Source organism: Albimonas pacifica (genome assembly GCF_900113695.1).
GTDB lineage: Bacteria > Pseudomonadota > Alphaproteobacteria > Rhodobacterales > Rhodobacteraceae > Albimonas > Albimonas pacifica.
In genome coordinates, this window is the sequence record NZ_FOQH01000003.1 from 69,833 (window position 1) to 94,791 (window position 24,959).

General features: G+C 76.0%; 23 protein-coding genes and 1 riboswitch. Of the genes, 11 read left to right on the plus strand and 12 right to left on the minus strand.

The features are described 5' to 3' along the window. Window positions 1-62 precede the first annotated feature (62 nt). Window positions 63-1,037, plus strand: coding sequence for a phosphoribosylaminoimidazolesuccinocarboxamide synthase (locus BM064_RS06100; RefSeq protein WP_092858874.1), 975 nt, complete (start codon window positions 63-65; stop codon window positions 1,035-1,037). A gap of 31 nt (window positions 1,038-1,068) precedes the next feature. Here the strand turns inward: BM064_RS06100 and BM064_RS06105 are convergent, their stop codons facing one another. Both BM064_RS06105 and cobA read right to left on the minus strand, forming a co-directional pair. Further along, window positions 1,069-1,563 (minus strand): 6,7-dimethyl-8-ribityllumazine synthase, encoded by a 495-nt coding sequence (locus BM064_RS06105; RefSeq protein ID WP_092858875.1) that lies wholly within the window; start codon window positions 1,561-1,563, stop codon window positions 1,069-1,071. Window positions 1,564-1,652: 89 nt separating this feature from the next. Then, a riboswitch (FMN riboswitch) is annotated at window positions 1,653-1,803 on the minus strand. Between the two features lie 73 nt (window positions 1,804-1,876). Further along, window positions 1,877-2,740, minus strand: a complete 864-nt coding sequence (gene cobA / locus BM064_RS06110; RefSeq protein ID WP_092858876.1) for a uroporphyrinogen-III C-methyltransferase — start codon at window positions 2,738-2,740, stop codon at window positions 1,877-1,879. Window positions 2,741-2,858: 118 nt separating this feature from the next. On the opposite strand from cobA, the gene BM064_RS06115 reads away from it, so the two are divergent. Then, the gene (locus tag BM064_RS06115; protein WP_177236162.1) at window positions 2,859-3,638 is read left to right on the plus strand and encodes a hypothetical protein; all 780 of its coding nucleotides are present in this window, start codon (window positions 2,859-2,861) and stop codon (window positions 3,636-3,638) included. A gap of 4 nt (window positions 3,639-3,642) precedes the next feature. On the opposite strand, the gene BM064_RS06120 is transcribed toward BM064_RS06115, so the two are convergent. The 4 genes from BM064_RS06120 to BM064_RS06135 are packed head-to-tail and all read right to left on the minus strand — an operon-like array spanning window position 3,643 to window position 8,618. Continuing rightward, window positions 3,643-4,125 (minus strand): aminomethyltransferase family protein, encoded by a 483-nt coding sequence (locus BM064_RS06120; protein ID WP_092858878.1) that lies wholly within the window; start codon window positions 4,123-4,125, stop codon window positions 3,643-3,645. Continuing rightward, a complete protein-coding gene (locus BM064_RS06125) occupies window positions 4,118-7,066 on the minus strand; it encodes a 2Fe-2S iron-sulfur cluster-binding protein (protein WP_245779074.1) in 2,949 nt (982 codons plus the stop codon). The genes BM064_RS06120 and BM064_RS06125 overlap by 8 nt, the downstream gene beginning before the upstream one ends. Then, window positions 7,063-7,356, minus strand: a complete 294-nt coding sequence (locus tag BM064_RS06130) for a sarcosine oxidase subunit delta (protein WP_092858879.1) — start codon at window positions 7,354-7,356, stop codon at window positions 7,063-7,065. The genes BM064_RS06125 and BM064_RS06130 overlap by 4 nt, the downstream gene beginning before the upstream one ends. Beyond that, entirely contained in the window at window positions 7,356-8,618 is a 1,263-nt protein-coding gene (locus BM064_RS06135; RefSeq protein WP_092858880.1) for a sarcosine oxidase subunit beta family protein, read from the minus strand. Before BM064_RS06135 ends, BM064_RS06130 begins: the two co-directional genes overlap by 1 nt. 140 nt (window positions 8,619-8,758) lie before the next feature. Here BM064_RS06135 and BM064_RS06140 point away from each other — a divergent pair, with 140 nt between their 5' ends. Both BM064_RS06140 and BM064_RS06145 read left to right on the plus strand, forming a co-directional pair. Beyond that, window positions 8,759-9,538 carry an alpha/beta fold hydrolase gene (locus BM064_RS06140; protein ID WP_092858881.1) on the plus strand — a complete coding sequence of 260 codons (780 nt, stop codon included), beginning with the start codon at window positions 8,759-8,761 and terminating at the stop codon, window positions 9,536-9,538. A 389-nt stretch (window positions 9,539-9,927) separates the two neighbouring features. After that, window positions 9,928-10,272, plus strand: coding sequence for a carboxymuconolactone decarboxylase family protein (locus BM064_RS06145; protein WP_092858882.1), 345 nt, complete (start codon window positions 9,928-9,930; stop codon window positions 10,270-10,272). Between the two features lie 43 nt (window positions 10,273-10,315). On the opposite strand, the gene BM064_RS06150 is transcribed toward BM064_RS06145, so the two are convergent. After that, complete coding sequence (locus tag BM064_RS06150) at window positions 10,316-10,960, minus strand: VOC family protein (protein ID WP_092858883.1); 645 nt, start codon at window positions 10,958-10,960, stop codon at window positions 10,316-10,318. A gap of 198 nt (window positions 10,961-11,158) precedes the next feature. On the opposite strand from BM064_RS06150, the gene BM064_RS06155 reads away from it, so the two are divergent. Then, window positions 11,159-11,650, plus strand: a complete 492-nt coding sequence (locus tag BM064_RS06155; RefSeq protein ID WP_092858884.1) for a GNAT family N-acetyltransferase — start codon at window positions 11,159-11,161, stop codon at window positions 11,648-11,650. 6 nt (window positions 11,651-11,656) lie between these two features. On the opposite strand, the gene BM064_RS06160 is transcribed toward BM064_RS06155, so the two are convergent. Both BM064_RS06160 and BM064_RS06165 read right to left on the minus strand, forming a co-directional pair. Beyond that, window positions 11,657-12,505 carry an MBL fold metallo-hydrolase gene (locus BM064_RS06160; RefSeq protein WP_092858885.1) on the minus strand — a complete coding sequence of 283 codons (849 nt, stop codon included), beginning with the start codon at window positions 12,503-12,505 and terminating at the stop codon, window positions 11,657-11,659. A gap of 120 nt (window positions 12,506-12,625) precedes the next feature. Next, window positions 12,626-13,993, minus strand: a complete 1,368-nt coding sequence (locus BM064_RS06165; RefSeq protein ID WP_092858886.1) for an adenylate/guanylate cyclase domain-containing protein — start codon at window positions 13,991-13,993, stop codon at window positions 12,626-12,628. A gap of 255 nt (window positions 13,994-14,248) precedes the next feature. Here BM064_RS06165 and BM064_RS06170 point away from each other — a divergent pair, with 255 nt between their 5' ends. From BM064_RS06170 to BM064_RS06180, 3 genes are all read left to right on the plus strand, one after another. After that, window positions 14,249-15,028, plus strand: a complete 780-nt coding sequence (locus BM064_RS06170; RefSeq protein WP_092858887.1) for an enoyl-CoA hydratase/isomerase family protein — start codon at window positions 14,249-14,251, stop codon at window positions 15,026-15,028. Window positions 15,029-15,366: 338 nt separating this feature from the next. Further along, complete coding sequence (locus BM064_RS06175) at window positions 15,367-16,560, plus strand: FAD-dependent monooxygenase (RefSeq protein ID WP_092858888.1); 1,194 nt, start codon at window positions 15,367-15,369, stop codon at window positions 16,558-16,560. A 452-nt stretch (window positions 16,561-17,012) separates the two neighbouring features. Continuing rightward, entirely contained in the window at window positions 17,013-17,894 is an 882-nt protein-coding gene (locus tag BM064_RS06180; protein ID WP_092858889.1) for an N-formylglutamate amidohydrolase, read from the plus strand. A 359-nt stretch (window positions 17,895-18,253) separates the two neighbouring features. On the opposite strand, the gene BM064_RS06185 is transcribed toward BM064_RS06180, so the two are convergent. Both BM064_RS06185 and BM064_RS06190 read right to left on the minus strand, forming a co-directional pair. Further along, window positions 18,254-19,519 carry a DNA polymerase IV gene (locus BM064_RS06185; RefSeq protein WP_092859279.1) on the minus strand — a complete coding sequence of 422 codons (1,266 nt, stop codon included), beginning with the start codon at window positions 19,517-19,519 and terminating at the stop codon, window positions 18,254-18,256. A gap of 180 nt (window positions 19,520-19,699) precedes the next feature. Continuing rightward, a complete protein-coding gene (locus BM064_RS06190) occupies window positions 19,700-20,335 on the minus strand; it encodes a zinc-ribbon domain-containing protein (RefSeq protein WP_092858890.1) in 636 nt (211 codons plus the stop codon). A 264-nt stretch (window positions 20,336-20,599) separates the two neighbouring features. Between BM064_RS06190 and BM064_RS06195 the strand changes: the two genes are divergently transcribed. The 3 genes from BM064_RS06195 to BM064_RS06205 are packed head-to-tail and all read left to right on the plus strand — an operon-like array spanning window position 20,600 to window position 23,173. Continuing rightward, the gene (locus tag BM064_RS06195) at window positions 20,600-21,280 is read left to right on the plus strand and encodes an ATP-binding cassette domain-containing protein (RefSeq protein WP_092858891.1); all 681 of its coding nucleotides are present in this window, start codon (window positions 20,600-20,602) and stop codon (window positions 21,278-21,280) included. Next, window positions 21,277-22,383, plus strand: a complete 1,107-nt coding sequence (locus BM064_RS06200) for a cell division FtsX domain-containing protein (RefSeq protein ID WP_092858892.1) — start codon at window positions 21,277-21,279, stop codon at window positions 22,381-22,383. The genes BM064_RS06195 and BM064_RS06200 overlap by 4 nt, the downstream gene beginning before the upstream one ends. Window positions 22,384-22,411: 28 nt before the next feature. Beyond that, window positions 22,412-23,173, plus strand: coding sequence for a lysophospholipid acyltransferase family protein (locus BM064_RS06205; protein WP_245779075.1), 762 nt, complete (start codon window positions 22,412-22,414; stop codon window positions 23,171-23,173). A gap of 52 nt (window positions 23,174-23,225) precedes the next feature. On the opposite strand, the gene xseA is transcribed toward BM064_RS06205, so the two are convergent. Next, on the minus strand, window positions 23,226-24,842 hold the full coding sequence (gene xseA, locus BM064_RS06210) for an exodeoxyribonuclease VII large subunit (RefSeq protein ID WP_092858893.1): 1,617 nt from the start codon (window positions 24,840-24,842) through the stop codon (window positions 23,226-23,228). Window positions 24,843-24,959: the final 117 nt, after the last annotated feature.

Genomic DNA, 24,959 nt, shown 5'->3' on the forward strand with positions numbered 1-24,959 from the left:
CCAGATCCGCGCCGGCCGCCCCCGCGGCCGGCGCATCGCGTTCCGCCCCCGGAGAGCCGGCCATGGACCACCCCGACCGCATCCTCGACCACGCCCGCATCCCCGAGCTGCCGAACCCCTATTTCGGCAAGGTGCGCGACTGCTACGACCTGCCCGACGACGGGGTGAACGGGGCGCGGCGGATCCTGATCGCCTCGGACCGGATCTCGGCCTTCGACCGGATCCTCGCCTGCATCCCCTTCAAGGGCCAGGCGCTGACCCAGATCGCCCGCTTCTGGTTCGACCGCACCGGCGACATCTGCCCCAACCACGTGCTCGCCTATCCCGACCCCAACGTGGTGATCGGCAAGCGGCTGGAGATCCTGCCGGTCGAGGTGGTGGTGCGCGGGTATCTCGCCGGGTCCACCTCCACCTCGATCCTCACCCGCTACCGCAAGGGCGAGCGGGAGATGTACGGCCACCGGTTCCCCGACGGCCTGCGCCCCAACCAGGCGCTGCCCGAGCCGATCGTCACCCCCACCTCGAAAGCCTTCGACGGCGGCCATGACGAGCCGCTGACCGGCGCCGAGATCCTTTCCCAGGGCCTGCTGACCGCCGCCCAGTGGGACAAGGTGCAGGACTACGCCTTCGCCCTCTTCGCCCGCGGCCGGAAGCAGGCCGCCGAGCGGGGCCTGATCCTGGTGGACACGAAATACGAGTTCGGGCTGGACGCCGAGGGCGTGATCACGCTCGCGGACGAGATCCACACCCCCGACAGCTCCCGCTACTGGATCGCGCGGGGCTACGAGGCGGCGTTCGAGACGGGGGGCCGCCCGCCTTCCTTCGACAAGGACGTGATCCGCAGTTGGGTCGAGGCGCGCTGCGATCCCTACTCGGACCCGCTGCCGGCGATCCCCGAGGATCTGATCGCGACCACCGCCAAGGTCTACGCCGACGCCTTCCAGGCGATCACCGGCGCGCGCTTCGAGCCGGACCTGTCGGGCGCCACGCCGCTGGATCGGGTGCGCGCGAACCTCGCGCCGTATTTCACCGCCTGAGACGGGAGGGCCCCCGCAGGGGCCCGCCCCTTCACGCCGCCGCGGCGCGGGCGTGGGCGTCCAGCGTGCCCACCACGGCGCGCGCGGCCTCCTCGCCCTTGCCGACGAAGTGGCTGGAGAAGAAGCCGTTGTGCGCCTCCGTCTCCTGGTAGGCCTGCGGGGTCAGCGAGACCGACAGCGCCGGCACCCCGGTCTCCAGCCCGACCTGCATCAGGCCCGAGACCACGGCCTGGGCCACGAACTCGTGCCGGTAGATGCCGCCGTCGACCACGAAGGCCGCGCCCACGACCGCCTCGAAGCGGCCGGACTGGGCGAGCTTCTTGGCCAGCAGCGGGATCTCGAAGGCGCCGGGGACGTCGAAGGTCTCGACCTCCGCCGCGCCGTTGGTCAGGCGCGCGAGCTCCAGCAGGAAGCCTTCGCGCGACTGGTCGACGATGTCCGCGTGCCAGCGCGCGCGGATGAAGGCGACGCGGGGGCCTGCCCCCGGCGCGCGGGTTTCGATCGTGGTGGTCTGGGTCCGATCCATGGGGTCCTCCTTCGAACCGTATGAACCGGGACGACGGAGCCGGCGCGCCCCTCGCCCGCGCGAACCCGCGCGGACGCCGAAAGGCGCCGTCCCGTTCTCTTCCATCCGGACTGTGACCGTCGGCGCCGGGATCCCACCGGGCTCTGCTCGACCCTTCCTGCGGACAGGAAGGCGCTCGCGGGCTCGTGCCTTTCGGCCATCACCGCCGGTGGGGACTTTCACCCCGCCCCGAGAACTCGCCCCGCCGGCAGGCGGAGCGGCACAGAACTAGCCGGTCGGTCAGGAAACGTAAAGACGCCTTGTGCGCCGCGCCTCAGGGCTCCTCGGCCGGGCGTCCGCGGCCCAGGGGGTCGAGGTCGGTGGGCTTGTCCTCGCCCCACCAGGCCAGCGCCCGGCGCATCAGCGCGGCGCGCCCGATGCAGACCATGGCGGGCGGCACGAGGCCGGAGGCGGCCACGTCTTCGGCCGCGCGGCCCAGCGTGGTCTCGAGCACCTTCTGGCCGGGGAGTGTGGCGTCCTGCACCACCGCCACCGGCTCGTCGGGCGAGCGGCCGGCGTTCATGAACTGGCGCGCCAGCTCGCCCAGCGTGCGCAGGCCCATGTAGACCACCACCACCTGGGAGCCCTTGGCGATCGACTCCCAGTCGATGGCGGCCGGCGCCTCGCCGCGCGCGTCGTGGCCGGTGAGGAAGGTCACCGACTGGTTGACGTCGCGGTGCGTCACGGGGATGCCGGCGTAGGCCAGCCCGCCGATGGCCGCGGTGATGCCGGGGATGATGCGGATCGGGACGTGGTGCTGGACCAGGGTCTGCGCCTCCTCCCCGCCGCGGCCGAAGACGAACGGGTCGCCCCCCTTCAGCCTCAGCACCCGCTTGCCGGCGCGCGCCAGCTCCACCAGCCGCAGCGAGATGTCGCGCTGCTTGGCCGAGGGCTTGCCGCCCCGCTTGCCCGCGAAGATCAGCTCCGCGTCCTTGCGCGCGAAGTCGAGCACCCGGTCGTCGACCAGCGCGTCGTAGACCACCACGTCGGCCTGGCGCAGCCCGTTGAGCGCGTGCAGCGTCAGCAGCCCCGGATCGCCCGGCCCCGCGCCCGCCAGCCAGACCCAGCCGGGCAGCATCTCGGGCCAGTCGTGGCCCGGGGGCGGAAAGCTCTCGGCGGGGGCGTCTGCGGTGCTCATGGTCCCCCTTACGACGGGCGGGACGGACGGGCCAGACCCCTGCATGGGATCGGGAGTCGCAGGCGCCTTGACGACGCCGCAATCCGCATCAGCAATCGTCCCCCAGGGAGGCGCACGCATGGACCGGGTTCTGGACGGCGACGACGAGATGGCGGCCCTGGGCGCCGCGACGGCGATGAACAACACCTGGGGCCGGGCGGAGCTGGTCCCGGGCCGCGACTACACGCAGCGCGTGCTGCACGGCGACGACCTTGCCGACGGCGTGCGGTTCGAATGGTCCTGGCCCGACGCCGGCGGGCGGGTGCTCGGCTTCCCCGAGCTGATCGTCGGCCGCAAGCCCTGGGGCGGCCCCGCGGGCGGCGAGCTGCTGCCCCTGCCGCTGAGCGAGGTGGAGGGGCTGAGCGCCCGCTGGACCGCGGACTGGGGCGGGGAGACGGGCTTTTTCAACCTCGCCTTCGACCTCTGGATCTCCGCCGGCCCCGAGGCGGATCCGGAGGCGATCCGCACCGAGGTCATGGTGTGGGTCAAGCGGGGCGACTTCCCCTCCTCCGGGGAGCTGGCGGCGGAGGTCTCGCAGGGGCTGCTCTCCGGCCCGCTCTACCGCGACCCCGGCCACGGCAACGCGCCGGGGGAGAGCTGGGGCTACCTCGCCTGGCTGCCGGAGACCGGGGCCGGCCTGGGGCGCGGGGAGCTCGACCTGGGCGGGCTGCTGACGCGGCTGGCGGCCGAGGGCCTGATCGACCCGTCCCACTGGCTGACCAGCGTCGAGTTCGGCCCCGAGATCACCGGCGGCGCCGGCTGGGTGGCGATCACCGAGTTCTCGGTCACCCGCGACGGCGCTCCCGCCGAGACCCGCCGCGAGACCGAGGTCCAGATCCCTCCGCCCGGCGACTTCTGAGCGCTCAGCCCTCCAGCCGGCCGGCGATCTCCGCCAGCCGCGCGGCGAAATCCTCGCCGAGGCTGCGCGGGACCAGCAGGTCCCAGCCCTCCGCCCCGCGCAGCAGCGTCACGGTCGCGCCGCGGTGCACCGTCGTCGCCACCGCTCCGGGCGGGAACGCCGCCTCGCGCAGGTCGAGCGCGACGGCGCGGGCCGCGACCTCCCGCGCCAGCGGACCGCGGAGGGCGATGCGGGAGAGGCCCGGCCCAAGCTCCACCGTCGCCGCCTCGGGCCAGGCGTGGAAGGGGGCCGCGCCCTCGCCCAGCCAGCGCCAGCTTCGCGGGGCGGCGCGCCACAGCAGGCCGCCTTCGCCCGCCGCGGCGCGGCCCGGCGGGGGCAGGGGGGCGCCCAGCGCCTCGGCCAGACGGCGCAGCGCGGGGGCGCCGATCGCGGGCAGGCTCGCCTGCCGCAGCGGGGGGCAGGGGGAGAGGATCGCCGTCTCAGCCATGCAGCCGCTCCCCCCACGGGTCGAGGAAACAGGGGGGGCCTGCGCGCATCTTCACGTCGCGCCCCGAGATCGGGTCCTTCGCCATCAGCAGCTTGCCGTCCCACCGCGCCGGCCCGCCCGCGGCGAAGCCGAGCGCGATCCGCATCCCCAGCGCGGGCGAATCGGCCACCGAGGAGACATGCCCGATCCCGCGCCCCGTCTCCGCGCCCAGCGGATGCAGCAGCGCCCCGCCCGCGACCTTCGCTCCCGGCTCCACCGGCCGCAGCCCGATCAGCACGGGCCGGGCGGGGTCGAGCAGCCCCTCCCGCTCCATCAGCGCGCGGCCGACGTAGTCCTTGGCGCGCGAGGCCATTCCGGGCATCCCGAGATCGCCCGGCGTGACCCGCCCGTCGATCTCGCGCCCGGTCACGTGGCCCTTCTCGACCCGCAGGATGTCCAGCGCCTCGAGCCCGTAGGGCCCGCCGCCCTCGGCCCCGGCGGCCGCGAGCGCGGCCTGCCACAGGGCGGCCGCCGCCTCCGGCCGGACCATCACCTCGTAGGCCCGCTCGCCGGAGAACGACAGGCGCGCGACCCGCGCCGGGGCGCCCGTGGCCTCGATCTCGCGCACGCCCAGATGGGGCAGCGCGGCGTCGGAGACGTCGGCCCCGGTCAGCGCCTCCAGCACGGCGCGCGAGCGGGGTCCGGCGAGGGCGAGGCCGCACCAGGCCTCGGTCGTCTCGTCCACGGTCGCGTCCAGCTCCGGCCAGCGGAAGCGCCAGCGGGCGAGATGCTCGGCCGTCGTGGCTGCGTGGGCGGTGGTGCAGGTGACGAGGAAACGGTCCCCGGCCAGCCGCCACACCGTGCCGTCGTCCAGCACGATCCCGTCCTCGCGCAGCAGCAAGCCGTAGCGGGCGCGCCCGACCGGAAGGTTGGCCATGGGGTTGGCGAAGATCCGGTCGAGGAAGGCCGCGGCGTCCCGCCCCTGCACCTCGACCTTGCCCAGCGTCGAGACGTCCGCGACCCCGACCGTGGCGCGCACCATCGCCGCCTCGCGCATCGAGGCGGCGGTCAGGTCCTCGCCCGGGCGCGGAAAGAACCAGGCGCGCTTCCACAGCCCCGCGTCGACGAAGACGGCGCCCGCCGCCTCGGCCTGCGCGTGGAAGGGCGTGCGGCGCACGGGCGCCCAGCCAGGCCCGCGGTCCGGGCCGGCGAAGATCCCCATCGAGACCGGCGCATAGGGCGGGCGGAACGTGGTGGGGGCGAGCGACCCGGTCCCCTCGCCCCGCGCCACGGCCAGCACCGCCAGCCCGATCACGCCGCCCGCCTTGCCCTGGTCGGGGGCCATGCCCAGCGTGGTGTAGCGCTTCATGTGCTCGGGCGCCTCGAACCCCTCCTGACGGGCCAGGCGCACGTCGTCGGCGGTCACGTCGTGCAGCGGGTCGACATAGGCCTTTCCGGCGCCGTGGAAGGCGCGGCCTGCGGGCCGGACCTCCCACAAGGCCGCCGGAGGCGCCTCGTCCCCCCCGGGGTCCGCGTCCTTCAGCGGGCGGCGGCGGGTGGCCTTGAGGGCGATGGCCGCCAGCCGGCCGGCGGCGCGGCCCGAGGTCTCGGCCCCCTCCCGGCTCCAGACCCCGGCGGCGGCGCCGCAGGAGAGGACCTCGCCCTCGCCCGGCAGGAAGCAGCCGAGCTCCGCCGACCAGGCCGGCTTCTGGCGGGCCTGCGTGGTGAGGTGGATCGAGGGCGACCAGCCGCCGGAGACGGCGAGGATCTCGGCCGGGAGCCGCGTCTCCGCCCGCGCCCGGCCGTCGCCGAGGTGGCGGCCCACGCTCAGGCCGCGCAGCTCCCCGCCCAGCGCATGGCCCTGGGTGCGTACCGGAACCCAGCCGGGGCGCAGGTCGACGCCGGCGGCCCGCGCCCGCTCGGCCAGGGCCGGCGGCGCGGCTTCGCGCGCGTCGAGGTGGATGACGTCGAGCCCCGCCTGCGCCAGCGCGATCGAGGCGGCGTAGGCCGAATCCTCCGCCCCCGCCACCACCACCTCGCGCGCGGGCGCCACGCCGAAGCGGCGGACGTAGGTCCGCGCGGCGGCGGCCGACATCACGCCGGGGCGGTCGTTGTCCCCGAAGACGAAGCCCCGCTGCAGCGCGCCGGTCGCGGCGACGACCTTGCGGGCGTGCATCACGTGCAGCCGCTCGCGCCAGGGCGCGCCGGCGGGCAGGCGCTCGACCAGCCCGGCGACGCCATGGTCGTAGAGGCCGAAGACCATGGTCCGCGCCATCAGCCGGACGTTGGGCAGGGCGTCGAGCTCGGCCAGCGCGGCGGCCAGCTCCTGCGGATCCCGGTCCGAGAGCCGGTCCCCGCCCAGCGCGAAATCCGCCTCGGCGACCACCACGTCGAGCCCGGCGTCGGCGGCCTCCCGCGCCGCCGCCAGCCCCGCGGGGCCGGAGCCCGCCACCAGCACGTCGCAATGGCCGTGCACCCGGTCGTAGAGGTCGGGGTCGGGCAGGGGCGAGGCCGCGCCCATCCCCGCCGCCCGCCGGATCAGCCGCTCGCAGGCCATCCAGATGCGGGTGTCGGCGAAGGGCCCCATGAAGGTCTTGTAGTAGAACCCCGCCGCGAAGAGGGGCGAGAGCCGGTCGTTGACCGCGCCGAGGTCGAAGCGCAGCGACGGCCAGCAATTCTGCGCCCGCGCGACGAGCCCCGCCTCCAGCTCCACCACGGAGGGCTTGAGGTTGGGCGTGGTCCGCGCGCCCTCGCCCAGGGTCACGAGCGCGCCGGCCTCCTCCTCGCCCGCCGCCATGATCCCCCGCGGGCGGTGGTGCTTGAAGCTGCGGCCCACGGTGCGCACGCCGTTGGCGAGCAGGGCCGCGGCCAGCGTGTCGCCCTGCGCGCCCAGCATCGCGCGTCCCTGCCAGGTGAAGGGGACGAGCGGGGCGGCGTGGCCGCGAAGCCGGAACCCGCTCACGGCTTCGCCCTCATCGCGGCGGCGTCGGCGGGGTCGGCGAAGGCGACCGCGCGCACCTCGTGGGTCAGCGTGTCGCGCAGCACGTCGAGGAAGCAGCCGCAGCCGTGCAGGTGGCGCCACAGCTCCCGCGTCTCGCCCCTGGGCTGGTCGCGCAGGAACACGGCCTCGACCCAGGCGGCGGGGGCGGCGGAGAGGGCGGGGCGCTCGGTCTGCGGAGCGCCGGAGAACGGGCCCTCGTAGACGAATTCGGCCACGTCGCGGGGGCCGCAGAAGGGGCAGGTCAGGCGCATCAGTGCAGCCTCGGGACGGGGCCGGCCGCTTCCTCGTCCAGCTCGCGCCCGCGGGCGAAGCGGTCGAGGGAGAAGGCGGCGTTCAACTCGTGAGGGGCGTCGTGGGCGATGGTGTGGGCGTAGCACCAGCCCGAGGCCGGCGTCGCCTTGAACCCCCCGTAGTTCCAGCCGGCGTTGAAATAGAGGCCCGGGATCGGGGTCGGGGTGATGAAGGGCGAGCCGTCCATCGACATGTCCACCACCCCCGCCCACTGCCGCAGCAACCGCGTGCGGGCGAGGAACGGGGCCAGCGACACCGCCTTGGACATGACCTCGGAATAGGTTTCGAGCCCCCCGCGCTGGGCGTAGGAGGGATGCCCGTCGATCTCGCCCCCGAAGACGACGCCGCCCTTGTCGGACTGGCTCATGTAGAACAGGCCCTGCCGGGCGGACGAGATCACCTGGTGGACGATGGGCTTCAGCGGCTCGGTGACGAAGGCCTGCAGCTTGTGCGTCTCCAGCGGCAGTTTTCCGAGGCCCGCCTTCGCGGCCAGAGGCCCGGTGGAGCCGGCCACCGCCAGCGCCACCTTCTCTGCCCGGATCTCGCCGCGGGAGGTCTCGACGCCCACGATCGCGCCGCCCTCGCGCAGGAAGCCCGTGACCTCGCAGTTCTGGACGATGTGCACGCCGCGGGCGTCGGCCGCCCGCGCGAAGCCCCAGACGAGCGCGTCGTGGCGCGCGGTCCCGGCGCGCTGCTGGAGGAACCCGCCCTCGATGGGGAAGCGGGCGCTCTGCGACCAATCGAGGTAGGGGGCGCGGGCCTGCACCTCGGACCGGCTCAGCCAGCGGCCGTCGGCGCCGGTCATGCGCATCGTGTTGTAGCGCCGCGCGAAGGCGTCGCGGAAGCCGGGGTCGAAGCTCAGCGCCAGGTGGCCGCGCTGGGAGAACATCAGGTTGTAGTTGAGCTCCTGGCTCAGCCCCTCCCAGAGCTTCAGCGTGTGCTCGTAGAACTCCCGGTTGCCCGGCAGCATGTAGTTCGAGCGCACGATGGTGGTGTTGCGCCCGGCGTTGCCCTGGCCGATCAGCCCGCGCTCGAGCACCGCCACCCGGCGGAGGCCGTGGTTCCTCGCGAGGTAGTAGGCGGTGGCGAGGCCGTGCCCGCCGCCGCCCACGATCACCACGTCGTAGGCGGGCCGGGGCGCGCGGTCGCGCCAGGCGCGGGTCCAGCCGCGCTGGCCGGTCAGGCCGTTCCACAGGACGTCGAGGGCGGAATAGGGTCTCACGGTCTCTCTCCGGCGGGGGCGCCGGCGCGGACGTTAGGCCGGGGCGGCGGCCGAGGCCAAGGGGACGGGCGGCCGCGGGGCTTTCCCTTCCGGGCGCGAGGGGGCATGTCAGGGGCCGGAGGCAACCGGAGGACCCACCCATGCGGCTGAACGCCATCGTCCACGAGCCCGAGGGGGCGGAGACGAAGCCCCCCCTGGTGATCGCCCACGGCCTGTTCGGTTCGGCGCGCAACTGGGGCGCGGTGGCCAAGCGCCTGACGGACGGGCGCCGGGTGATCGCGGTGGACATGCGCAACCACGGCGACAGCCCCTGGTCGGACGACCACTCCTATCCGGCGATGGCCGACGACCTCGCCGAGGCGCTGGAGACCCATGGCGGCGGCGAGGCGGACCTGCTGGGCCACTCGATGGGCGGCAAGGCCTGCATGACCCTGGCGGTGACGCGCCAGCCCGCCGCGCTGCGCCGGCTGGTGATCGCGGACATCGCGCCGGTGGCCTACCGCCACTCGCATCTCGCCTATGTGGAGGCGATGCTGGCGGTCGACCTCGGCGCGCTGACCCGCCGTTCGGAGGTGGAGCCGCTGATCGCCGAGGCGGTGCCGGAGCGCTCTCTGCGGGCGTTCCTGCTGCACTCGCTGGCGACGGGGCCGGAGGGGCTGCGCTGGCGGCTGAACCTGGCGGCGCTGCGCGACTGGATGAGCTCGATGATCGGGTTCGAGCCGCTGACGGGCCGCTGGGAGGGCGAGACGCTGTTCCTGCGCGGGGGCGCGTCGGACTACGCCGACGACGAAGGCCTTGCGGCGGCGAAGCCGCTGTTCCCGGCGATGGAGGTGGCGACCCTGCCGGGCGCCGGCCACTGGCTGCACGCCGAGCAGCCGGTCGAGTTCGCCGCCGCCGTGGCCGTCTTCCTCGACCGCTGAGGGCGTCGCGCCCGCGGCGGGCCCCGGCCGCGCCTGCGGGCGAGCCCGCAGGGCCGCGCTGACGCGCGGCGACCTCCGCGGGGCGGAGGCGCGCGGCCTTTGCGCCTTGCTTGCGGCGGCGGGGCCTGGGGCGAACGGCGCTGGGCGCCCGCGGCGGGCCCGGCCGCGCCTGCGGGCGAGCCCGCAGGGCCGCGCTGGCGCGCGGCGGCCTCCGCGGGGCGGAGGCGCGCGGCCTTCGCGTCTCGCGTCCGGCGGCGGGGCCTGGGGCGGGCGGCGAAGGGCGCCTGCGGCGGGCGGTCGGAGGGGCGGTTGATTTCGCTCAAGGCGGGGCGGGCGGTTCGGGCGCATCCATGCATTCCCGAAACTGAATTTCCGCCGGAGCCGCCCCCATGGACTGGACCGAATTCCTCGCCGACACCAACCGCCAGCTCGCCCTGTTCCGCGCCGCCCAGCCGGAGGCCGCCGCGGGCTTCGCCGCGCTGGCCAGGGCCGCGACGGCGAACAAGGCGCTGGACCCCAAGACCAAGGAGCTGATCGCGCTCGCCATCGGGGTGGCGGTGCATTGCGACGGCTGCATCGGCTTCCACACCAAGGCCGCCCGGCGCCACGGCGCCACCCGCGAGGAGGTGGCCGAGGTGATCTCGATGTGCCTCTACATGGGCGGCGGGCCGTCGCTGATGTACGGGGCCAGGGCGCTGGACGCCTTCGACCAGATCGAGGCGGCGGAGGGCTGAGGCCGGCGCCTCCGCCGTCGCCCCGGCCCCTGCCGCCAGGGCCTCAGTCGAAGACCGTCGCGCCCCCCGGCCCCTCGATCACGGCGCGCATCGGGGCGCCGCCGGTCTCGCCCTCGGGCAGCACGTCGGCGAGCCCCAGCGCCGCCAGCGCCCGGGCGGCGGCCGGATCGGGGCGGCGCGCGAAGCTCGTCAGCCGCAGGCCGCCCGAGGGCATCGAGGCGGCGGGCGAGACGCCGTCCGGCCATTCGATCAGCGAGGGGACCACGCCGCCGCAGGCCGCCACCCCGTCGGGCGGGACCGTCAGGCGCCAGTGCAGCTCGCCCCGCTGCATGGGCAGCAGGCGGCCCATGTCCTCGGGGCAGGCGGCGATCAGCGGCTCGGCCGCCTCGGTGCGGGCGACCCAGGCGACGAGGCGCGGGCCCCCGGCCAGCCGCGCGCGCATGTCGGCGCGGTGCAGGCCGAAGGGCATCGGGCCGGCCGCGGGCGGGGCCTGGTCGGGGTCGGGGGCGATCAGCTCGAGGTAGCAGGCGCCCAGCCGCCCCCCGTCCAGCGCCCACAGCGCGTTGTGGGTGCCGCGGCCCACGTGCACGCCGCCCTGGTCGGTGACGCCCAGCGCCGCCTCCAGCTTCGGGCGCGCGTCCGCCAGCGACAGGCAGGCGACGACGAGGTGGTCCAGTTCGGCGGCCATGGCGTGCTCCCTTGCCGGCTCGGGGTCCGGCGGGCATAGGATCGCGGGCGAGGGCGCGGATCAAGCCCGCGCCGCGCCCGCGCCGGAGCCCCGCCCATGCCCGCCCCGCCCACGCCCGATCCCTCCACGCCCGCCTCTTCCACGCCCGATTCGTCCACTACGGTCCCGTCCACGCCCGCCCCTTCCACGACCGCGCCCATGCCCTCGACGTCCCCGCCCGCCCTGCGCATCGCCCCCGCCGATCCCGCCTTCGCCGACTGGCCGGGGCTGCTGGCGCTGGTGCAGGCGGCCTTCGCCGTCATGGAGGGGCGGATCGATCCGCCCTCCTCCCTCGCGCGGATGGACGCCGCGGCGATGCGGGCGAAGGCGCAGGCGGAGACGCTGCTGCTGGCGCATGAGGGCGGCACGCTGGTCGGCTGCCTCTTCGCCGCCGAGCGGCCCGGCGCCCTCTACATCGGCAAGCTGGCGGTGCGCCCGGACCGGCAGGGGGCGGGGATCGGCGCCGCCCTGATGCGGGCGGCCGAGGCGCTGGCCCGCGCCCGCGGCCTGCCGGCGCTGGAGCTGCAGACCCGGGTGGAGCTGACCGGCAACCACGCCGCCTTCGCCCGCATGGGCTTCGCGCAGACCGGCGCCACGGCGCACCCCGGCTACGACCGCCCCACCAGCCTGAGCTTCCGCAAGACGCTCTGAGCCGCCTCAGCCGCCCTGCGGCAGGATGTAGACCGAGGGCTCGGCCGGCAGGGTGCGGGGGGTGAGCGTCAGCGAGCCGACCTCGGTCGCGTCCACGATCCGGAAGTCCCCCGCCATGCCCGCGGTGAAGCGGTCGAGCGACGAATACCCCCAGTAATGCATCGGCAGCACCACCGAGGCGCGCACCCGCTTCAGCAGCTGGATCATCTCCGGCAGGTTCAGCGTCACGCCCCCGTCGACCGGGGCCATCACCACGTCCAGCCGGCCGATGGCGGCGTAGTGGTCGGGGCCAAGCGCATGGTGCAGGTGGCCCAGGTGGCCGATGCACAGCTGGCCGACCTCGTAGATGAAGATCGAGTTGCCGTTGACCTCGCGCCCCCCGCCCCAGCCGCGGATGTCGGTGGGCACGTTGCGCACCAGCACGTCGCCGACCTCCTCCCAGACTTCGGCCTTCTCCTGCCCCACCTCGGGCCAGCCGCGGAAGACGTGGGGGATGCGCGGGTCGGGATGGGCGGTCCAGTGGGTCTCGTGCGCGTGGTTCATGGTCACGACGGTGGGCACCTCCACCGGGCCGGACCAGCCGTTGTAGTCGGTGGCGATGGTCACCCCGCCGCCGGTTTCGATCAGGTAGGTCGAGTGGCCGATGAAGCGGATGGTGACCTCGCCGGCCTCCTCGCCCTCGGCCTGGGCCAGGCGCATGTAGCTGGCGCCGGGCAGGATGCCGGCCACCGACTGGCAGACCGAGGCGGCGGCAGGCGCGGCGACGGCGACGAGCGCCCCCAGCCCGAGGGCGAGGGCGCGGGGCGCCGGAGCGCGGAGCGCCCGGCGAAGGGCGTCGGGGACGGTCAGGGCCATGCGATCTCCTCCCGCAGATGCGAAGGGCGGTTGGGAGGAGCCTACCGACGTCGTGGGAATCGGGAAGTCGCGATGCCGTGAGCGGACCCTCGGCGGACGCGAGCGGGGGGTCGGGGCGGCTCAGGCGGCGCGGGTCCACACCGGCTCGGCGCCCCGGCGGCCGGGCAGGGCGTGGTCGCCGGCGAAGCGCCAGCCCTCGGGCGGGTCGCCCGGCAGGGCGTCGATCACCGCGCCCGAGGCGCAGGCGGCGCAGCCCAGCGCGCGGGTCAGCGCCTCCATCCGGCTCGCCACGTTGACCGCGTCGCCGACGGTGGCGAGCTCCATCCGCCCCTCGGCGCCCACGTCGCCGACCACCACCGGGCCGAGATGCAGGCCCAGCGACAGCCGCACCGGGTCCCGGCCGGCGGCGGCGCGGCGGGCGTTCAGCGCGGCGACGGCGGCCAGAATCGCCTCGGCGCAGCGCAGGGCGCGGGCGGCGAGGTCGGCGGGATCGGGCTCCGCCGGATCCTGGGGGGCGAGGCCGAAGCTCGCCATGGTCCCGTCGCCGATGAATTTGTCGAGCACGCCGCCGGCGCGGAATACCTGCTCGGCCACCAGCCCGTGCACTTCGCGCAGCAGACCCGCCACGGCGGCCGGGTCGCGGTCCTCGGCCCAGCCGGTGAAGCCCACCACGTCGGTGAACAGGATCGCCGCCACCGCCCGGCGGTCGCCGCCGAAGGGGGCGTCGGCCTCGGCCATCCGCTCGGCCAGCGCGGCGGGGAGATAGCGCGCGAGGTTCGCGCCCCGCCGCTCCATCGCCGCCTGCCGGCGCGCGGTGCGCCGCGACAGCCGCACCGCCTGGGCGAGCATCGCCGCGACCACCAGGAACACCACGACCTCCTGGATCCAGACGCCCGGATCGACATGGAAGACCGAGAGCGAATCCTCGAGCGCCGCCTCGAAATCCTTGCGGGGCAGGGCCGCGCCCTCCCCGCCGCCGATCGAGGACAGCGAGACCCCCGGCTGCGCCAGCATCCAGACCCGCGCCAGCGAGGAGAACAGCGCCGCGCAGACGCCCCCCCACATCACCAGCCCCGGCGAGAAGCTGAAGGCCAGCGCCGCCAGCATCACGAAGTAGTAGCCCGCGTTCCCGAAATGCAGCATCGCCGCCGCCGGCAGCGGGGGCTCCGAGAACGGGTTCGGGACGTAGAGGGTGAAGCTCAGAAGCGCGTAGTTGAAGGCGATGACCGCGTAATGCGGCCAGGTCGCGGGCCCCCAGCGCCGCCCCGCCAGGGCCTGCAGCCAGACCGAGCCCGCGAACAGCGGCATCATCGCCAGGTGGTAGAGCGCGTCCGGCCAGCCCGCCACCAGCAGCACCAGCGGCGCCAGCGCGGCGAGGGCCAGCGTCACCACCCGCGCCGTGATCAGGCTGCGGGCGGCGGCCTCCTGCGCCATGATCCGGTCGATCCGGTCCTCGGCGGTCTCGCCCCGCGCCCGCTCGCCCGTCATGCCGCGCTCCCCCGGGGCCGCCTCGCCGGCCGCCTTTATGGAGGCCGCGGCGCCGCGGGCGCAAGCCGGCCGGGCCGGGGGAGGGGACGCGGGGGGCGGCTCGCGCGGGATTGTTCTCCCGGCCGGCCGGCTTGTATCGTCGCCGCGACTCGCGCGCGCCGCGGCCCCGCCCGGCGGCGCCCGGCGCGCTCTCCCGCCAGTCCACCCTCCCGCGAACCCGGGCGCGACCCCCGGGACGCCAGCAAGGAAACGCCCATGTCCGAGTATTCCACCGTCCTCGTCGAAACCGCCGGCCCCGTCTCGGTGGTGGCGCTGAACCGGCCCGACGCGCTGAACGCCTTCGACCCGGCCCTGCGCACCGACCTCGCCGCCGCGCTGAAGGCGGCTCATGCCGATCCCGACACCCGGGTGATCGTGCTCGCCGCCGAGGGCCGCGCCTTCTGCGCCGGCGCGGACCTGAAGGCCGCCAAGCCGGGCCGCGACACCCAGGCGAGCCTGATGAACGAGTACAAGCCCGTGATGGACGCCATCACCCGGGGGCCCAAGCCGGTGGTCGTCGCCGCCCAGGGCGCCTGCGCGGGCATCGGCGCCTCGCTGGTGATGGCCTCCGACCTCGCGGTGATGGAGGAGGACAGCTACCTCTATCTCGCCTTCGCCGCGATCGGCCTGATCCCCGACGGCGGCGCCCACTGGATGCTGCTGCGCGCCATCGGCAAGAAGCGCGCCTACCAGATGATCGTCGAGGCCGGCCGGATGACCGCGGCCGAGGCGCTGGAGGCCGGGCTCGCCAACAAGGTCGCCCCCAAGGGCCAGGGCCGGGCGGTGGCGATGGAATGGGCCGCGAAGCTCGCCCAGGGCGCGCCGCGCACCCTGCGCTACGCCAAGTCGGTGCTGGCGGCGGCCAACGACCACAGCTTCGACGACAGCTACGCCTACGAGGCGGCGCTGCAGGGCATCTGCGCCGGATCGAAGGACAATGCGGATGCCGTGAAGGCATTCCTCAACAAGGAGAAACCCGTCTTCACCGGGGCCTGAGCGACAGGTAAGAGGGATGCGTCCCGCAGGCGTCGCGCCGGCGGGACGACCGACCGGCGCGCCGCCTGGGCCCGCGGCCGGGGACCTCGGGGCGTCGCGCCCTGCGGGGCCCGGGCCCGGCGCGCGCCCGGAGCCGATCCGCCCGCCGGCCTCTCGCGGCCCGGCGGCGGAGCCGACGGTCCGACCCGCCGCCAGGCGGGCGGACGCGAGACGCAGGAACGGCGCGACCCCCGGGCCGCGGCCGGGGATGCCGGACGGGGCCGCAGCCCCCGCCGGCAGGCCCGGCCCGGGGGCCGCCGCTCCGCAACGCCCCCGACGGGGCAGGGGGAGCTGGGCGCATGGGGCGCAGGCTGGAAATCGTCGTGGCCGGGGCGGGAGTCGCCGGCCTCGCCTGCGCGGCCGCGCTCGGCCGGGCGGGGCATTCGGTGACGGTGGTCGAACAGGCCCCGGCGCTGGGCGAGGTCGGGGCGGGGCTGCAGCTCTCGCCCAATGCGGTGCGCGCGCTCGACTGGATGGGCGCGGGCGAGGCCGTCCGCGCCGCCGCCTCGCGCCCCGAGGCGGTGGAGCTGCGCCTGCACCGCACCGCCTCGGTCGTCTACCGCATGGGTCTGGGCCGCGCCGCCGAGAGCCGCTGGGGCGCCCCCTACCTGCACCTGCACCGCGCCGACCTGCTCGCCGCGCTCGAGGGCGCGGCGCGGGCGCACGGCGCGCAGATCCGGCTGGGCGAGCGGGTGGAGCGCGCGTCCGACCGGCGCGGGGGCGCCACGCTCCACACCGACGCGGGCCGGCTGGAGGGGGACCTCGCGATCGGCGCGGACGGCGTGCGCTCGGTCCTGCGCACGGACCTCGCGAACCCCGGCAAGCCGCTGTTCTCGGGTCACGTCGCCTGGCGCGGGCTGGTCCCGGCCGAACGGCTGCCGGCCGGGCTCCTGAGCCCCCGCACCACGGTCTGGATGGGCCCCCGCCGGCACCTGGTGACCTACCCGCTGCGCGAGGGGCGGCTGCTGAACTTCGTCGCCGTCGAGGAGCAGGAGACCTGGACCGCCGAGGGCTGGTCCGCCCCCGGCGACCCGGACGCCCTGCGCGCCAGCTTCGCGGGCTGGCACGGGGAGGTCGAGACCCTGTTCGCCTCCGTGCAGGAGACCTTCCGCTGGGGCCTCTTCGGCCACCGCCCCCTGAAGCGCTGGTCGCAGGGGCGGCGCGCGGTGATCGGCGACGCGGCTCATCCGACGCTGCCGTTCCTCGCCCAGGGCGCGGGCATGGCGCTGGAGGACGCGGTGGTGCTGGCGCGCGCGCTCTCGACCTACGAGCCGACCCAGGCGCTGGACGCCTGGGAGCGCGTCCGCAAGCCCCGCGCCACCCGCCTCCAGCAGGCGGCGGCGCGCAACGGGCGGCGCTTCCACGCCCGCATCGAGCCCGAGCAGTGGATCAAGGCCGCGGCGCTGGGCGCCTTCGCCCGCCTCGCGCCCGAGACCGCTCAGGGGCTGAACGACTGGGTCTATCGCTACGATCCCGTATCGACGCCGATCTGACGGGGCGGCGTCCGCCGGGAGCGGTCTGCAGGCGCCCTGCGGGCGGGCTTGGCCGGGGGGCGCCTTTGACGGGCGACGCGGCCGTTGGGAGAGGGCGGAGCCTCCGGCGGGCTCCTGACTCACCAAAGAACAAGCCCGCGCCTGTCCTCCGGATCCGTCTCTCGCTTGCGATGCCTGAGCGACTCGCCCCCTCCGGTCAAGGACAAGCCCGCCTTCGGCGGGTCGCTTCGCGATCCTTGACCGGAGGGGGCGAGTCGCTCTGGTCGGCATCCGCGAGAGACGGCTCCGGAGAACAGGCGCTTTGCGAGGTCTGGCCGTCGCTGCGCCCCGGCGCCCGGATCGGGCGGCGGGGCGACAGGACGGGGGGCGCGGGCGCCGAGCGCCGGAAGTCGTCTCCAATCCGTGACGCGAAGCCGGCTGTTCAGGCTCGTGGCCTTCGCTATAATCGGCATATGACGGCGCAGATCCATTCCATCTCCGACAGCTTCCGCGTCGAGAGCCCCCGGGACGGGGCGCAGGGGGCGGTCGTGTTCTCCTCGCCGCATTCCGGCCGCGCCTATCCCGAGGACCTGCTGCGCGCCTCGCGGTTGAGCGCCCACGACCTGCGGCGTTCCGAGGACGCCCATGTCGAGCAGCTCTTCGCCGACGCCCCCGACCACGGCGCGCCGCTGATCCACGCCATGGTTCCGCGCGCCTACGTCGACCTGAACCGCGGGCCGGAGGAGCTGGATCCCGCCCTGATCCAGGGCGTGCGCCCCGCCGGCCTGAACCCGCGCCTCGCCGCGGGACTGGGCGTGATCCCGCGCGTGGTGGCCGAGGGCGTGGCGATCTACACCGGCAAGCTGACCCAGGCCGAGGCTCAGGACCGCCTGCGCCGCTGCTGGCGGCCCTATCACGCCGCGCTGCAGGACCTGTGCGAAAGCGCCCGCGCCCGCCACGGCCACGCGATCCTGATCGACTGCCACTCGATGCCCTCGGACGCGCTGCGCGCCGCGCCGCGGGTCAAGGGACGGCGGCCGGAGGTGATCCTGGGCGACCGCTTCGGCGTCTCCTGCGCCCCCTGGGCGATCGAGCAGGTCGAGGCCGCCTTCCGCGAGGCCGGCTTCGCGGTGGCGCGCAACTCGCCCTTCGCCGGCGGCTACATCACCCAGCGCTACGGCCGCCCGGGCCGCGGCGTGCATGCGGTGCAGATCGAGATCGACCGCGGCCTCTACCTCGACGAGGCCCGCGTCGCCCCCGGCCCCGGCTTCGAGGCGGTGCGCACCGCCCTGCGCCCGGTGGTGGCGGCGATGGCGGCGCTGGAGCCGCCGGCCTCGGCGCTCGCCGCCGAATAGCGCGTCCGAGCCCTGCTCAGGTGATTCGCGGCCGCCCTCGCCGCGCCGCGCGGGACGCCGACAAGCCCCTCACGTAAGCGTAAACTTCTGGCTGGGCGAAAAAAAAGGGCCGCGCGAACGCGGCCCAAGTCTAGGGAGGAAACGCCCAGAAGGGCGGTGGCGTCAGACGCCACGGATTTCAAGCTATATGTGCGCTGCAGCAATTTCAACGATGACCTTTGGGAAAGCGGCATCCCGCCACGCAAAACCCTGATTCCATGGTTAAATTCATTGCACAAAAGGTTAATTTGCACACGTTCCAATCGCGAGTCAGACCGCAGGCGCCGCATTCGACCGTCAGGAACGTGAATGACGCTGCGTCACCTTAGCGATCTTCCCTTCAGAATCGCCCCAAGTCCGAAGCGCTGACGGATCGCATCCGCCGCTTTTTCCGCCGCCCCCCGGCGTCCTGCGTCAGGATCCAGCAGGTCCCCGGAACGCTCCGCCTCGGATTCGGGCACGAGGTCCGAGATCCCCACCCCGAGCAGCCGGAACGGCCCGGCGTTCATCTCGCGCTGCAGCATGGGCCGGGCGATGCGGTAGAGCCGGTCGGCGAGCTGCACCGGCTCGGGCGGCGTCGCGCGGCGGGTCAGCAGGCGGAAATCGGCCCGTTTCAGCTTCAGCGTCACCGTACGCCCCGCCAGACCCTTGGCCTTGGCGCGGCCGGCGGCCTTCTCGGCCATCCGCCACAGATGCCCGTCGAGCAGGTCGGGATCGGAGACGTCCTCGTCGAAGGTCGTCTCGTTGGAGATCGACTTCAGCGCCGCGTCGGGGGCCACGCGGCGCGCATCCTCCCCGCGGGCGAGCTTCAGCAGCCGCGCCCCCATCGCCCCATGCCGCGCCATCACCCGGTCCGGGTCGGCGCGCAGCAGGTCGCGCAGCGTGCGGATGCCCTCCCCCTCGAGCTTCGCGGCGGTGGCCTCGCCGATGCCCCAGACGATGCGGATCGGCTTGTCGATCAGGAAGGCCTCGGTCTCCGCCCGCCCGATCACCGAGAAGCCCCGCGGCTTGTCGAGGTCGGACGCGATCTTGGCGAGGAACTTGTTGTGGCTGAGCCCGACCGAGGCCGAGACGCCGACCTCCGCCTCGATCCGCCGGATCAGGCGGGCCATGGCGGCGGCTGGCGACATGCCGTGCAGGCGCTGGGTGCCGGAGAGATCCAGGAACGCCTCGTCCAGCGACAGCGGCTCGATCATCGGGGTCAGCTCGTCCATCAGGGCGCGGATCTGGCGGCTGACGGCGGCGTAGTGCTCCATCCGCGGCTTGATCACCGCCGCCTCGGGGCAGAGCTTCAGCGCCTTGAACATCGGCATCGCCGAGCGCACGCCGCGGGTGCGCGCGATGTAGCAGGCGGTCGAGACCACGCCCCGCCGCCCGCCCCCGATGATCAGCGGCACGTCGCGCAGGGCGGGGTCGTCGCGCTTCTCGACGCTGGCGTAGAAGGCGTCGCAGTCGAGATGGGCGATCGAAAGCGCGTGCAGCTCGGGATGCGCCAGCGCCCGCGGGCTGCGGCAGGCGGGGCAGCGCGGCCGGGCGCCCGCCGCGACCTCGAAGGTCGCGCCGCAGTCGCGGCACAGCGCGGGCAGGGGCGTCGTGGACATGGGGCCCAGTCTAGCGCGCCGCGCGGGCGCGCGCGCGAGGATTTCGGTCCGCCCGCGCGACCGTGCGCGCGGGGCTCTGCCCGCGCGCACGAGCGGGAGCGAGGGTTCCGGTGCGCGCGGCCGTGGCCGTGCAGGGGGCCGGCGAAGGGGACGCGGGGGCGGCGCTCAGCCGAGCAGCTCGCCCACCTTCTGGGCGATCAGCGCGGCGACCGCCTCGATGCGCAGGCGGGCCTGGTCGACGAAGCCGGCCCAGGCGTCGAGGTAGGGCGAGGCCTCGGGCAGCATCGCCGCCACCTGGTCCTTCTCGACATAGGCGAAGGCCAGCGCGCCGCACAGGATCAGCGCCAGCACGAAGCCCGCCGCGTAGCCCATCCCGGCGCCGGCGCCGCGCTCCTCCTCCGCCTCGGCGGCGCGCAGCTCGGCCGACAGGCGCTCGGCGTCGATCGAGGCGGGGCGGCGCGCGCCGGGGGCGCGGGTCTCGCCCGGGCGCGGGGCGCCGGGACGGGGCGGGCGCGGCGGCTCTCCGGTGCGCAGGCGCGAGGCGGCGGCGGGGGGCGCCTCGGGCTCGTCCGCCAGGCCGTGGGCGGGGGCGGAGCTGGTCTCCGACAGGGCCGAGAGCTCGCGCGCCGCCTGCGACATGCCGGGCATGGTCGAGGGGGCGGTCTCCATCGCCTCCAGCTCCGGGCCGGGCTGGAACCACTGGTGGCGGCAGGCGCTGCACTCCACCCGGCGGCCGCCCACGCCCAGCGCGGAGTCGGGCGCCTCGTAGACGGCGGAGCAGTTGGGGCAGGTCACGCGCATGGCTCGGTCGCTCCGGGGCGGATGGGGCGGTCGGGCAGGACCGCGGGCAGGTCTCGGGGCCAGTCTTAGCGCGGGGGCCGGCGCCGGCCAAGCGTCGCGCGCGCCGGGCGCCGCAACGGCGGCCGTCGCGGTCGGGGGGCCGCATTGCGCCCGACCGGCGCATTTGCGAATGTCGCGCCGCCTGACGGAGACCCGCGGCGCCCGCCCGCGGCGGGGCCGGGCGCGGCAGGCCCCAGGAGGCGCGGACCAGGGACGCGGAGACGGATGGCGGCGCTGGAGATCGGCGGAATTCGCGTGGCGCGCGGCGGGCGGACGGTGCTGGACGGCGCCGACTGGAGCCTCGCGCCCGGAGAGCTGCACGTGATCACCGGCGCCACCGGCGCCGGCAAGTCGACCCTGCTGGCGCTGGCGGCCCTGTCGCTCGCCCCCCAGGGCGGGGAGCTGCGCCTGTTCGGCGCCCCCGCCCCCGCCCCGGACGCGCCCGCCGCCGATGTCCTGCGCCGGCGCATCGGCGCGGCCGAGCAGCGCCCCGCCTTCCTCGACCACCTGACGCTGGAGGAGAACGTGGCCCTGCCGCTGCGCCTCGCCGGCCGCGATCCCGCCGACCGCGCCGCCCAGGCGCGCGAGCTGCTGGACTGGCTGGGCCTGGCCGATCGCGCCGGCGACCCGCCCGCGGCGCTGTCGGAAGGAGAGCGCCGCCGCGCCGCCCTCGCCCGCGCGGTGATCGCGGGGCCGGAGCTGATCCTGGCCGACGAACCCTCCGAGGCCCAGGACCGCGCCGGCGTCGCCCGGGGGCTGGAGATGCTGGCGGCGCTGGCCGAGCATGGCGCGGCGGTGGCGCTCGCCACCCGCGACGCGGAGCTGGTGCGCCTCGCCCGCCACCACGTCGAGGCCCGCCTGTGGCGCCTCGAGGAGGGCCGCCTGTCCCCCGGGGTCGCCGCATGACCCCGCCCGAGCCCAAGCCCGCCCGGCGCCGCCGCGCCAAGGCCGAGCCGGCCGAGGAGGCGCCCCCCAAGCCCCGCCGGACCCGCCGCGCCAAGACGCGGCCGGAGGAGGCCGCGCCTCCGCCCGAGGCCGAGACCAAGGCCGAGGCCGAGACCGACGCCCCCGCGCCGAAGGCGCCCGGGGGCCCCGTCCTGCTGTCCCGCGCGGTCTCGGCGACGCGCCGCGCGATCCGCCGCGCCTGGGTCGAGCGTCGCACGCCCCCGCTCGCCCCCCGCTCCGGCGGCCTGGGGACGACCGGCGTGCTCTGCGCCCTGGTCGCGGCCCTGGCGCTCGCCGCGGGCGTCGCGGGCGAGCGGCTGGCCCGCGCCTGGACCGCCGAGTTCGGCGCCGCCGCGACCCTGGTGGCCCTCGGCCCGCCCGAGGCGGCCGCGCGCGACTTCCGCGCGGCGCTCGTGGTGCTCGAGACCACGCCTGGCATCGCCGACCTGCGGGTGCTGGAGGCGCCGGAGCGCCGCGCCCTCCTCGCCCCCTGGCTGGGTCCGAACCAGGCCGCCCCCTCCGAGCCGCCGCCGATGGCCGCCATGCGCCTCGTCGACGGCGGCCCGGACCCCGAGATGCTGGCCCTGCGCCTCGCCGAGGAAGCCCCCGGCGCGGTCTTCGACGACCATTCCGGCTGGCGCGGGCCGCTGCTGTCGGCGGCGGGCGACGCCCGGCTGATCGGCTGGGGCGCGGCGGCGCTGGCGGGGGCGCTGGGCATGGCGCTCTGCGCGCGCATCGCCGGCGGCTGGACCGCCCGGGGCCGCGAGGCGCAGCGGCTGCTGCGCCGGATGGGCGCGACGCGCGCCCGTCTGCGCCGCGCCTGGGCCGGCCGCGCCGCCTGGCGCACCTTCTGGGCGGCCGGGCTGGGGGCGGCGCTCGCCGCCGCCGCGCTGGCCGCGCCCGAGCTTCTCGACGGCCCCGCCGCCCGCGTGCCCATCGCCCCGTCGGGCTGGGACTGGCTGGCGCTGGCCGCGCCCGCCCCGCTGTTCGCGCTCGCCGCCTGGGCGGGGGCGCGGCTGGCGCTGCGCCCGGCGCTGCGCGGCGACGCGGAGGCCGGGCGATGACCCTCCGTCCCCCATCGGGAGAGCAGCCGTGAGCCGCCAGGACCCCACCCGCCTGCCCTCGGGCGGCGCCCTCGCCTGGCTGCGCGGCCTGGCGCTGATCGTGTTCATGTACGCGCTGATGGCGGCGATGGGGCTGCTGTGCGCCCCCGCCGTGCTGATCGCGCCGCGCCGGGCGGCGATCTGGTCCTGCCGCAGCTACTGCCGGATCGTGCTGCCCGCCGCCCGCCTGCTCTGCGGCCTGCGGTGGGAGGTGCGCGGCGAGGTCCCGAAGGGCGAGGCGCTGATCGCCTGCAAGCACCAGAGCTTCCTCGACATCATCATCCTGGTGCGGGTGCTGCCCGCGCCGCGCTTCGTGATGAAGCGCTCGCTGCTCTGGGCGCCGGTGCTGGGCTGGTATGCGCGCAACCTGGGCTGCGTGGCGGTGGACCGCGGCGCCAAGGGCGCCGCCGTGCGCCACATGCTCAAGGAGACCTCGGCCGACGGCACGCCGGGCCAGCTGATCATCTATCCGCAGGGCACCCGCGTGCAGCCGGGCGCGAAGGCGCCTTACAAGGTCGGCGTGGCCGCCCTCTACGAGACGCTGGAGACCCCGATCACGCTGGCCGCCACCAACGCCGGCGTGTTCTGGGGCCGGGCCGAGATCGCCCGCCGCCCCGGCCTCGCGGTCGTCGAGTTCCTCGACGAGGTGCCCCCGGGCCTGAGCCGCGCCGAGGCCATGGCCAAGGTCGAGGGCGAGATCGAGGCCGCCTCGGACCGCCTCCTGGCCGAGGCCCGCGGCGCCGCCCTCTGACCCCGGCCGCCCCGGCGCGACGCCCCCGCGGGGACGCGGCCGGCCGGGGGGCTCAGCCGAACAGGTCGCCCTGCTTGGGCGCGGGCCTCGGCGCGCGGGGGGCCTTCGGCTCGGCCGGCGGCTTCGCCTTCGCCGGAGGCTCGTCCCCGCCCGTCTGCGGCCCGCCCCCGCCCGCCTGCGGCCCGTCGCCGCCCGGGGGCGGCGCGTCGGCGGGGTCGAGGGCGGCGGCGCGGCGGCCGTCGGCGAATTCGACCTCGACCAGGGCGCCGGCGGGCAGGGCGGCGGAGCGGCCGGCCGGAGCGCCGTCGAGGCGCACCACCGCGTAGCCGCGGGCCAGGGTCTGCTTGTAGCTCAGGCTCTCCAGCAGCCGCTCGGCGCGGGCGTGGCGGTCGCGCTCCCGGCTCACCGCGGTCGCGGCGGCGCGGTCGAGGCGGGCGGTCAGGGCGCCCAGCCGCTCCCGCCGCCGCCCGATCTCGGCGCGCAGCGGGGCGGGACGCAGGCGCAGCCCGGCGAGCCGGTCGGTCTTGCGCGCCACCAGCGCCCGCAGCAGGGCCGGCGAGAACCGCCCCCCCGACCCGGTCGCCAGGGCCGCCCGCCGCGCCTGCACGCCCGCGACCAGCGCGCGGGGCAGCCGCTCGGCGGCGAGGTCGAGGCGCTGGGCGCGTTCGGCCAGCAGCGCCTCGGGGCGGGGCAGGACGCGGGCCAGCGCGCGCAGCCGCTCGCGCCGGTCGGCGAGGCCGCGGGCGGCGGCGCGCACGCGGCGTTCCTCCAGCGCGGCGAGGCTCGCCAGCAGCTCGGCGCGCACCGGCACCGCCAGCTCGGCGGCGGCGGTGGGGGTGGGGGCGCGGCGGTCGGAGGCGAAGTCGATCAGGGTGGTGTCGGTCTCGTGTCCCACCGCCGAGATCAGGGGGATCCGGCTGTCGGCGGCGGCGCGGACCACGATCTCCTCGTTGAAGCTCCACAGATCCTCGACCGAGCCGCCGCCGCGGGCCACGATCAGCACGTCCGGCCGCGGCACCCGCCCGCCCGGCTCCAGCGCATTGAAGCCGCGGATGGCGTGGGCGACCTCGGCGGCGGAGGACTGGCCCTGCACGGCGACCGGCCAGATCAGCACCTTGCGCGGAAACCGGTCCGCCAGCCGGTGCAGGATGTCCCGGATCACCGCGCCCGAGGGGCTGGTGACGACGCCGATCACCTCCGGCAGGTAGGGCAGGGGCTTCTTGCGCTCGGCCGCGAACAGGCCCTCCTCGGCGAGCGCCGCCTTCAGCCGCTCCAGCTTCGCGAGCAGCGCGCCCATGCCGGCGAGGCTCATCTCCTCGATCACCAGCTGGTAGCGCGACTGGCCGGGGAAGGTGGTCAGGCGGCCGGTCGCCACCACCTCGTCGCCCTCGGTCGGCTGCACCGAGAGCCGCCCCACCTGCCCCTTCCAGATCACCGAGGCGAGCACCGCCCGGTCGTCCTTCAGGTCGAGGTAGACATGGCCCGAGCGCGGCCGCGACACGCGCCCCACCTCGCCGCGCACGCGCACGCGGCCGAACTCCCCCTCGATCACCCGGCGCACCGCGCCCGAGAGCTCGGAGACGGACAGCTCCGGCAGGTTGCCGGGCCCGCCCGCGGAGGGATCGTCGGGGCCGGAGGGCGGATCGGGTGCGTCGAACAGGCTGCTCATGGCGGCATCCTAGCCTGCATGAAAGCGGCGCGAAATGGCCCCGAAACCCGCCGCAAGCTGACGCGAAGGCGCCACGATCGCCTGCGAGTTTCTGCATATCGGCAGGCCGGGGCCGCG

Bases quoted from the DNA above. Each gene is read 5' to 3' on its own strand.
- BM064_RS06100 (WP_092858874.1), top strand. From the start codon at position 63: ATGGACCACCCCGACCGCATCCTCGACCACGCCCGCATCCCCGAGCTG.
- BM064_RS06105 (WP_092858875.1), bottom strand. From the start codon at position 1,563: ATGGATCGGACCCAGACCACCACGATCGAAACCCGCGCGCCGGGGGCA.
- cobA (WP_092858876.1), bottom strand. From the start codon at position 2,740: ATGAGCACCGCAGACGCCCCCGCCGAGAGCTTTCCGCCCCCGGGCCAC.
- BM064_RS06115 (WP_177236162.1), top strand. From the start codon at position 2,859: ATGGACCGGGTTCTGGACGGCGACGACGAGATGGCGGCCCTGGGCGCC.
- BM064_RS06120 (WP_092858878.1), bottom strand. From the start codon at position 4,125: ATGGCTGAGACGGCGATCCTCTCCCCCTGCCCCCCGCTGCGGCAGGCG.
- BM064_RS06130 (WP_092858879.1), bottom strand. From the start codon at position 7,356: ATGCGCCTGACCTGCCCCTTCTGCGGCCCCCGCGACGTGGCCGAATTC.
- BM064_RS06140 (WP_092858881.1), top strand. From the start codon at position 8,759: ATGCGGCTGAACGCCATCGTCCACGAGCCCGAGGGGGCGGAGACGAAG.
- BM064_RS06145 (WP_092858882.1), top strand. From the start codon at position 9,928: ATGGACTGGACCGAATTCCTCGCCGACACCAACCGCCAGCTCGCCCTG.
- BM064_RS06150 (WP_092858883.1), bottom strand. From the start codon at position 10,960: ATGGCCGCCGAACTGGACCACCTCGTCGTCGCCTGCCTGTCGCTGGCG.
- BM064_RS06155 (WP_092858884.1), top strand. From the start codon at position 11,159: ATGCCCTCGACGTCCCCGCCCGCCCTGCGCATCGCCCCCGCCGATCCC.
- BM064_RS06160 (WP_092858885.1), bottom strand. From the start codon at position 12,505: ATGGCCCTGACCGTCCCCGACGCCCTTCGCCGGGCGCTCCGCGCTCCG.
- BM064_RS06165 (WP_092858886.1), bottom strand. From the start codon at position 13,993: ATGACGGGCGAGCGGGCGCGGGGCGAGACCGCCGAGGACCGGATCGAC.
- BM064_RS06170 (WP_092858887.1), top strand. From the start codon at position 14,249: ATGTCCGAGTATTCCACCGTCCTCGTCGAAACCGCCGGCCCCGTCTCG.
- BM064_RS06175 (WP_092858888.1), top strand. From the start codon at position 15,367: ATGGGGCGCAGGCTGGAAATCGTCGTGGCCGGGGCGGGAGTCGCCGGC.
- BM064_RS06180 (WP_092858889.1), top strand. From the start codon at position 17,013: ATGACGGCGCAGATCCATTCCATCTCCGACAGCTTCCGCGTCGAGAGC.
- BM064_RS06190 (WP_092858890.1), bottom strand. From the start codon at position 20,335: ATGCGCGTGACCTGCCCCAACTGCTCCGCCGTCTACGAGGCGCCCGAC.
- BM064_RS06195 (WP_092858891.1), top strand. From the start codon at position 20,600: ATGGCGGCGCTGGAGATCGGCGGAATTCGCGTGGCGCGCGGCGGGCGG.
- BM064_RS06200 (WP_092858892.1), top strand. From the start codon at position 21,277: ATGACCCCGCCCGAGCCCAAGCCCGCCCGGCGCCGCCGCGCCAAGGCC.
- xseA (WP_092858893.1), bottom strand. From the start codon at position 24,842: ATGAGCAGCCTGTTCGACGCACCCGATCCGCCCTCCGGCCCCGACGAT.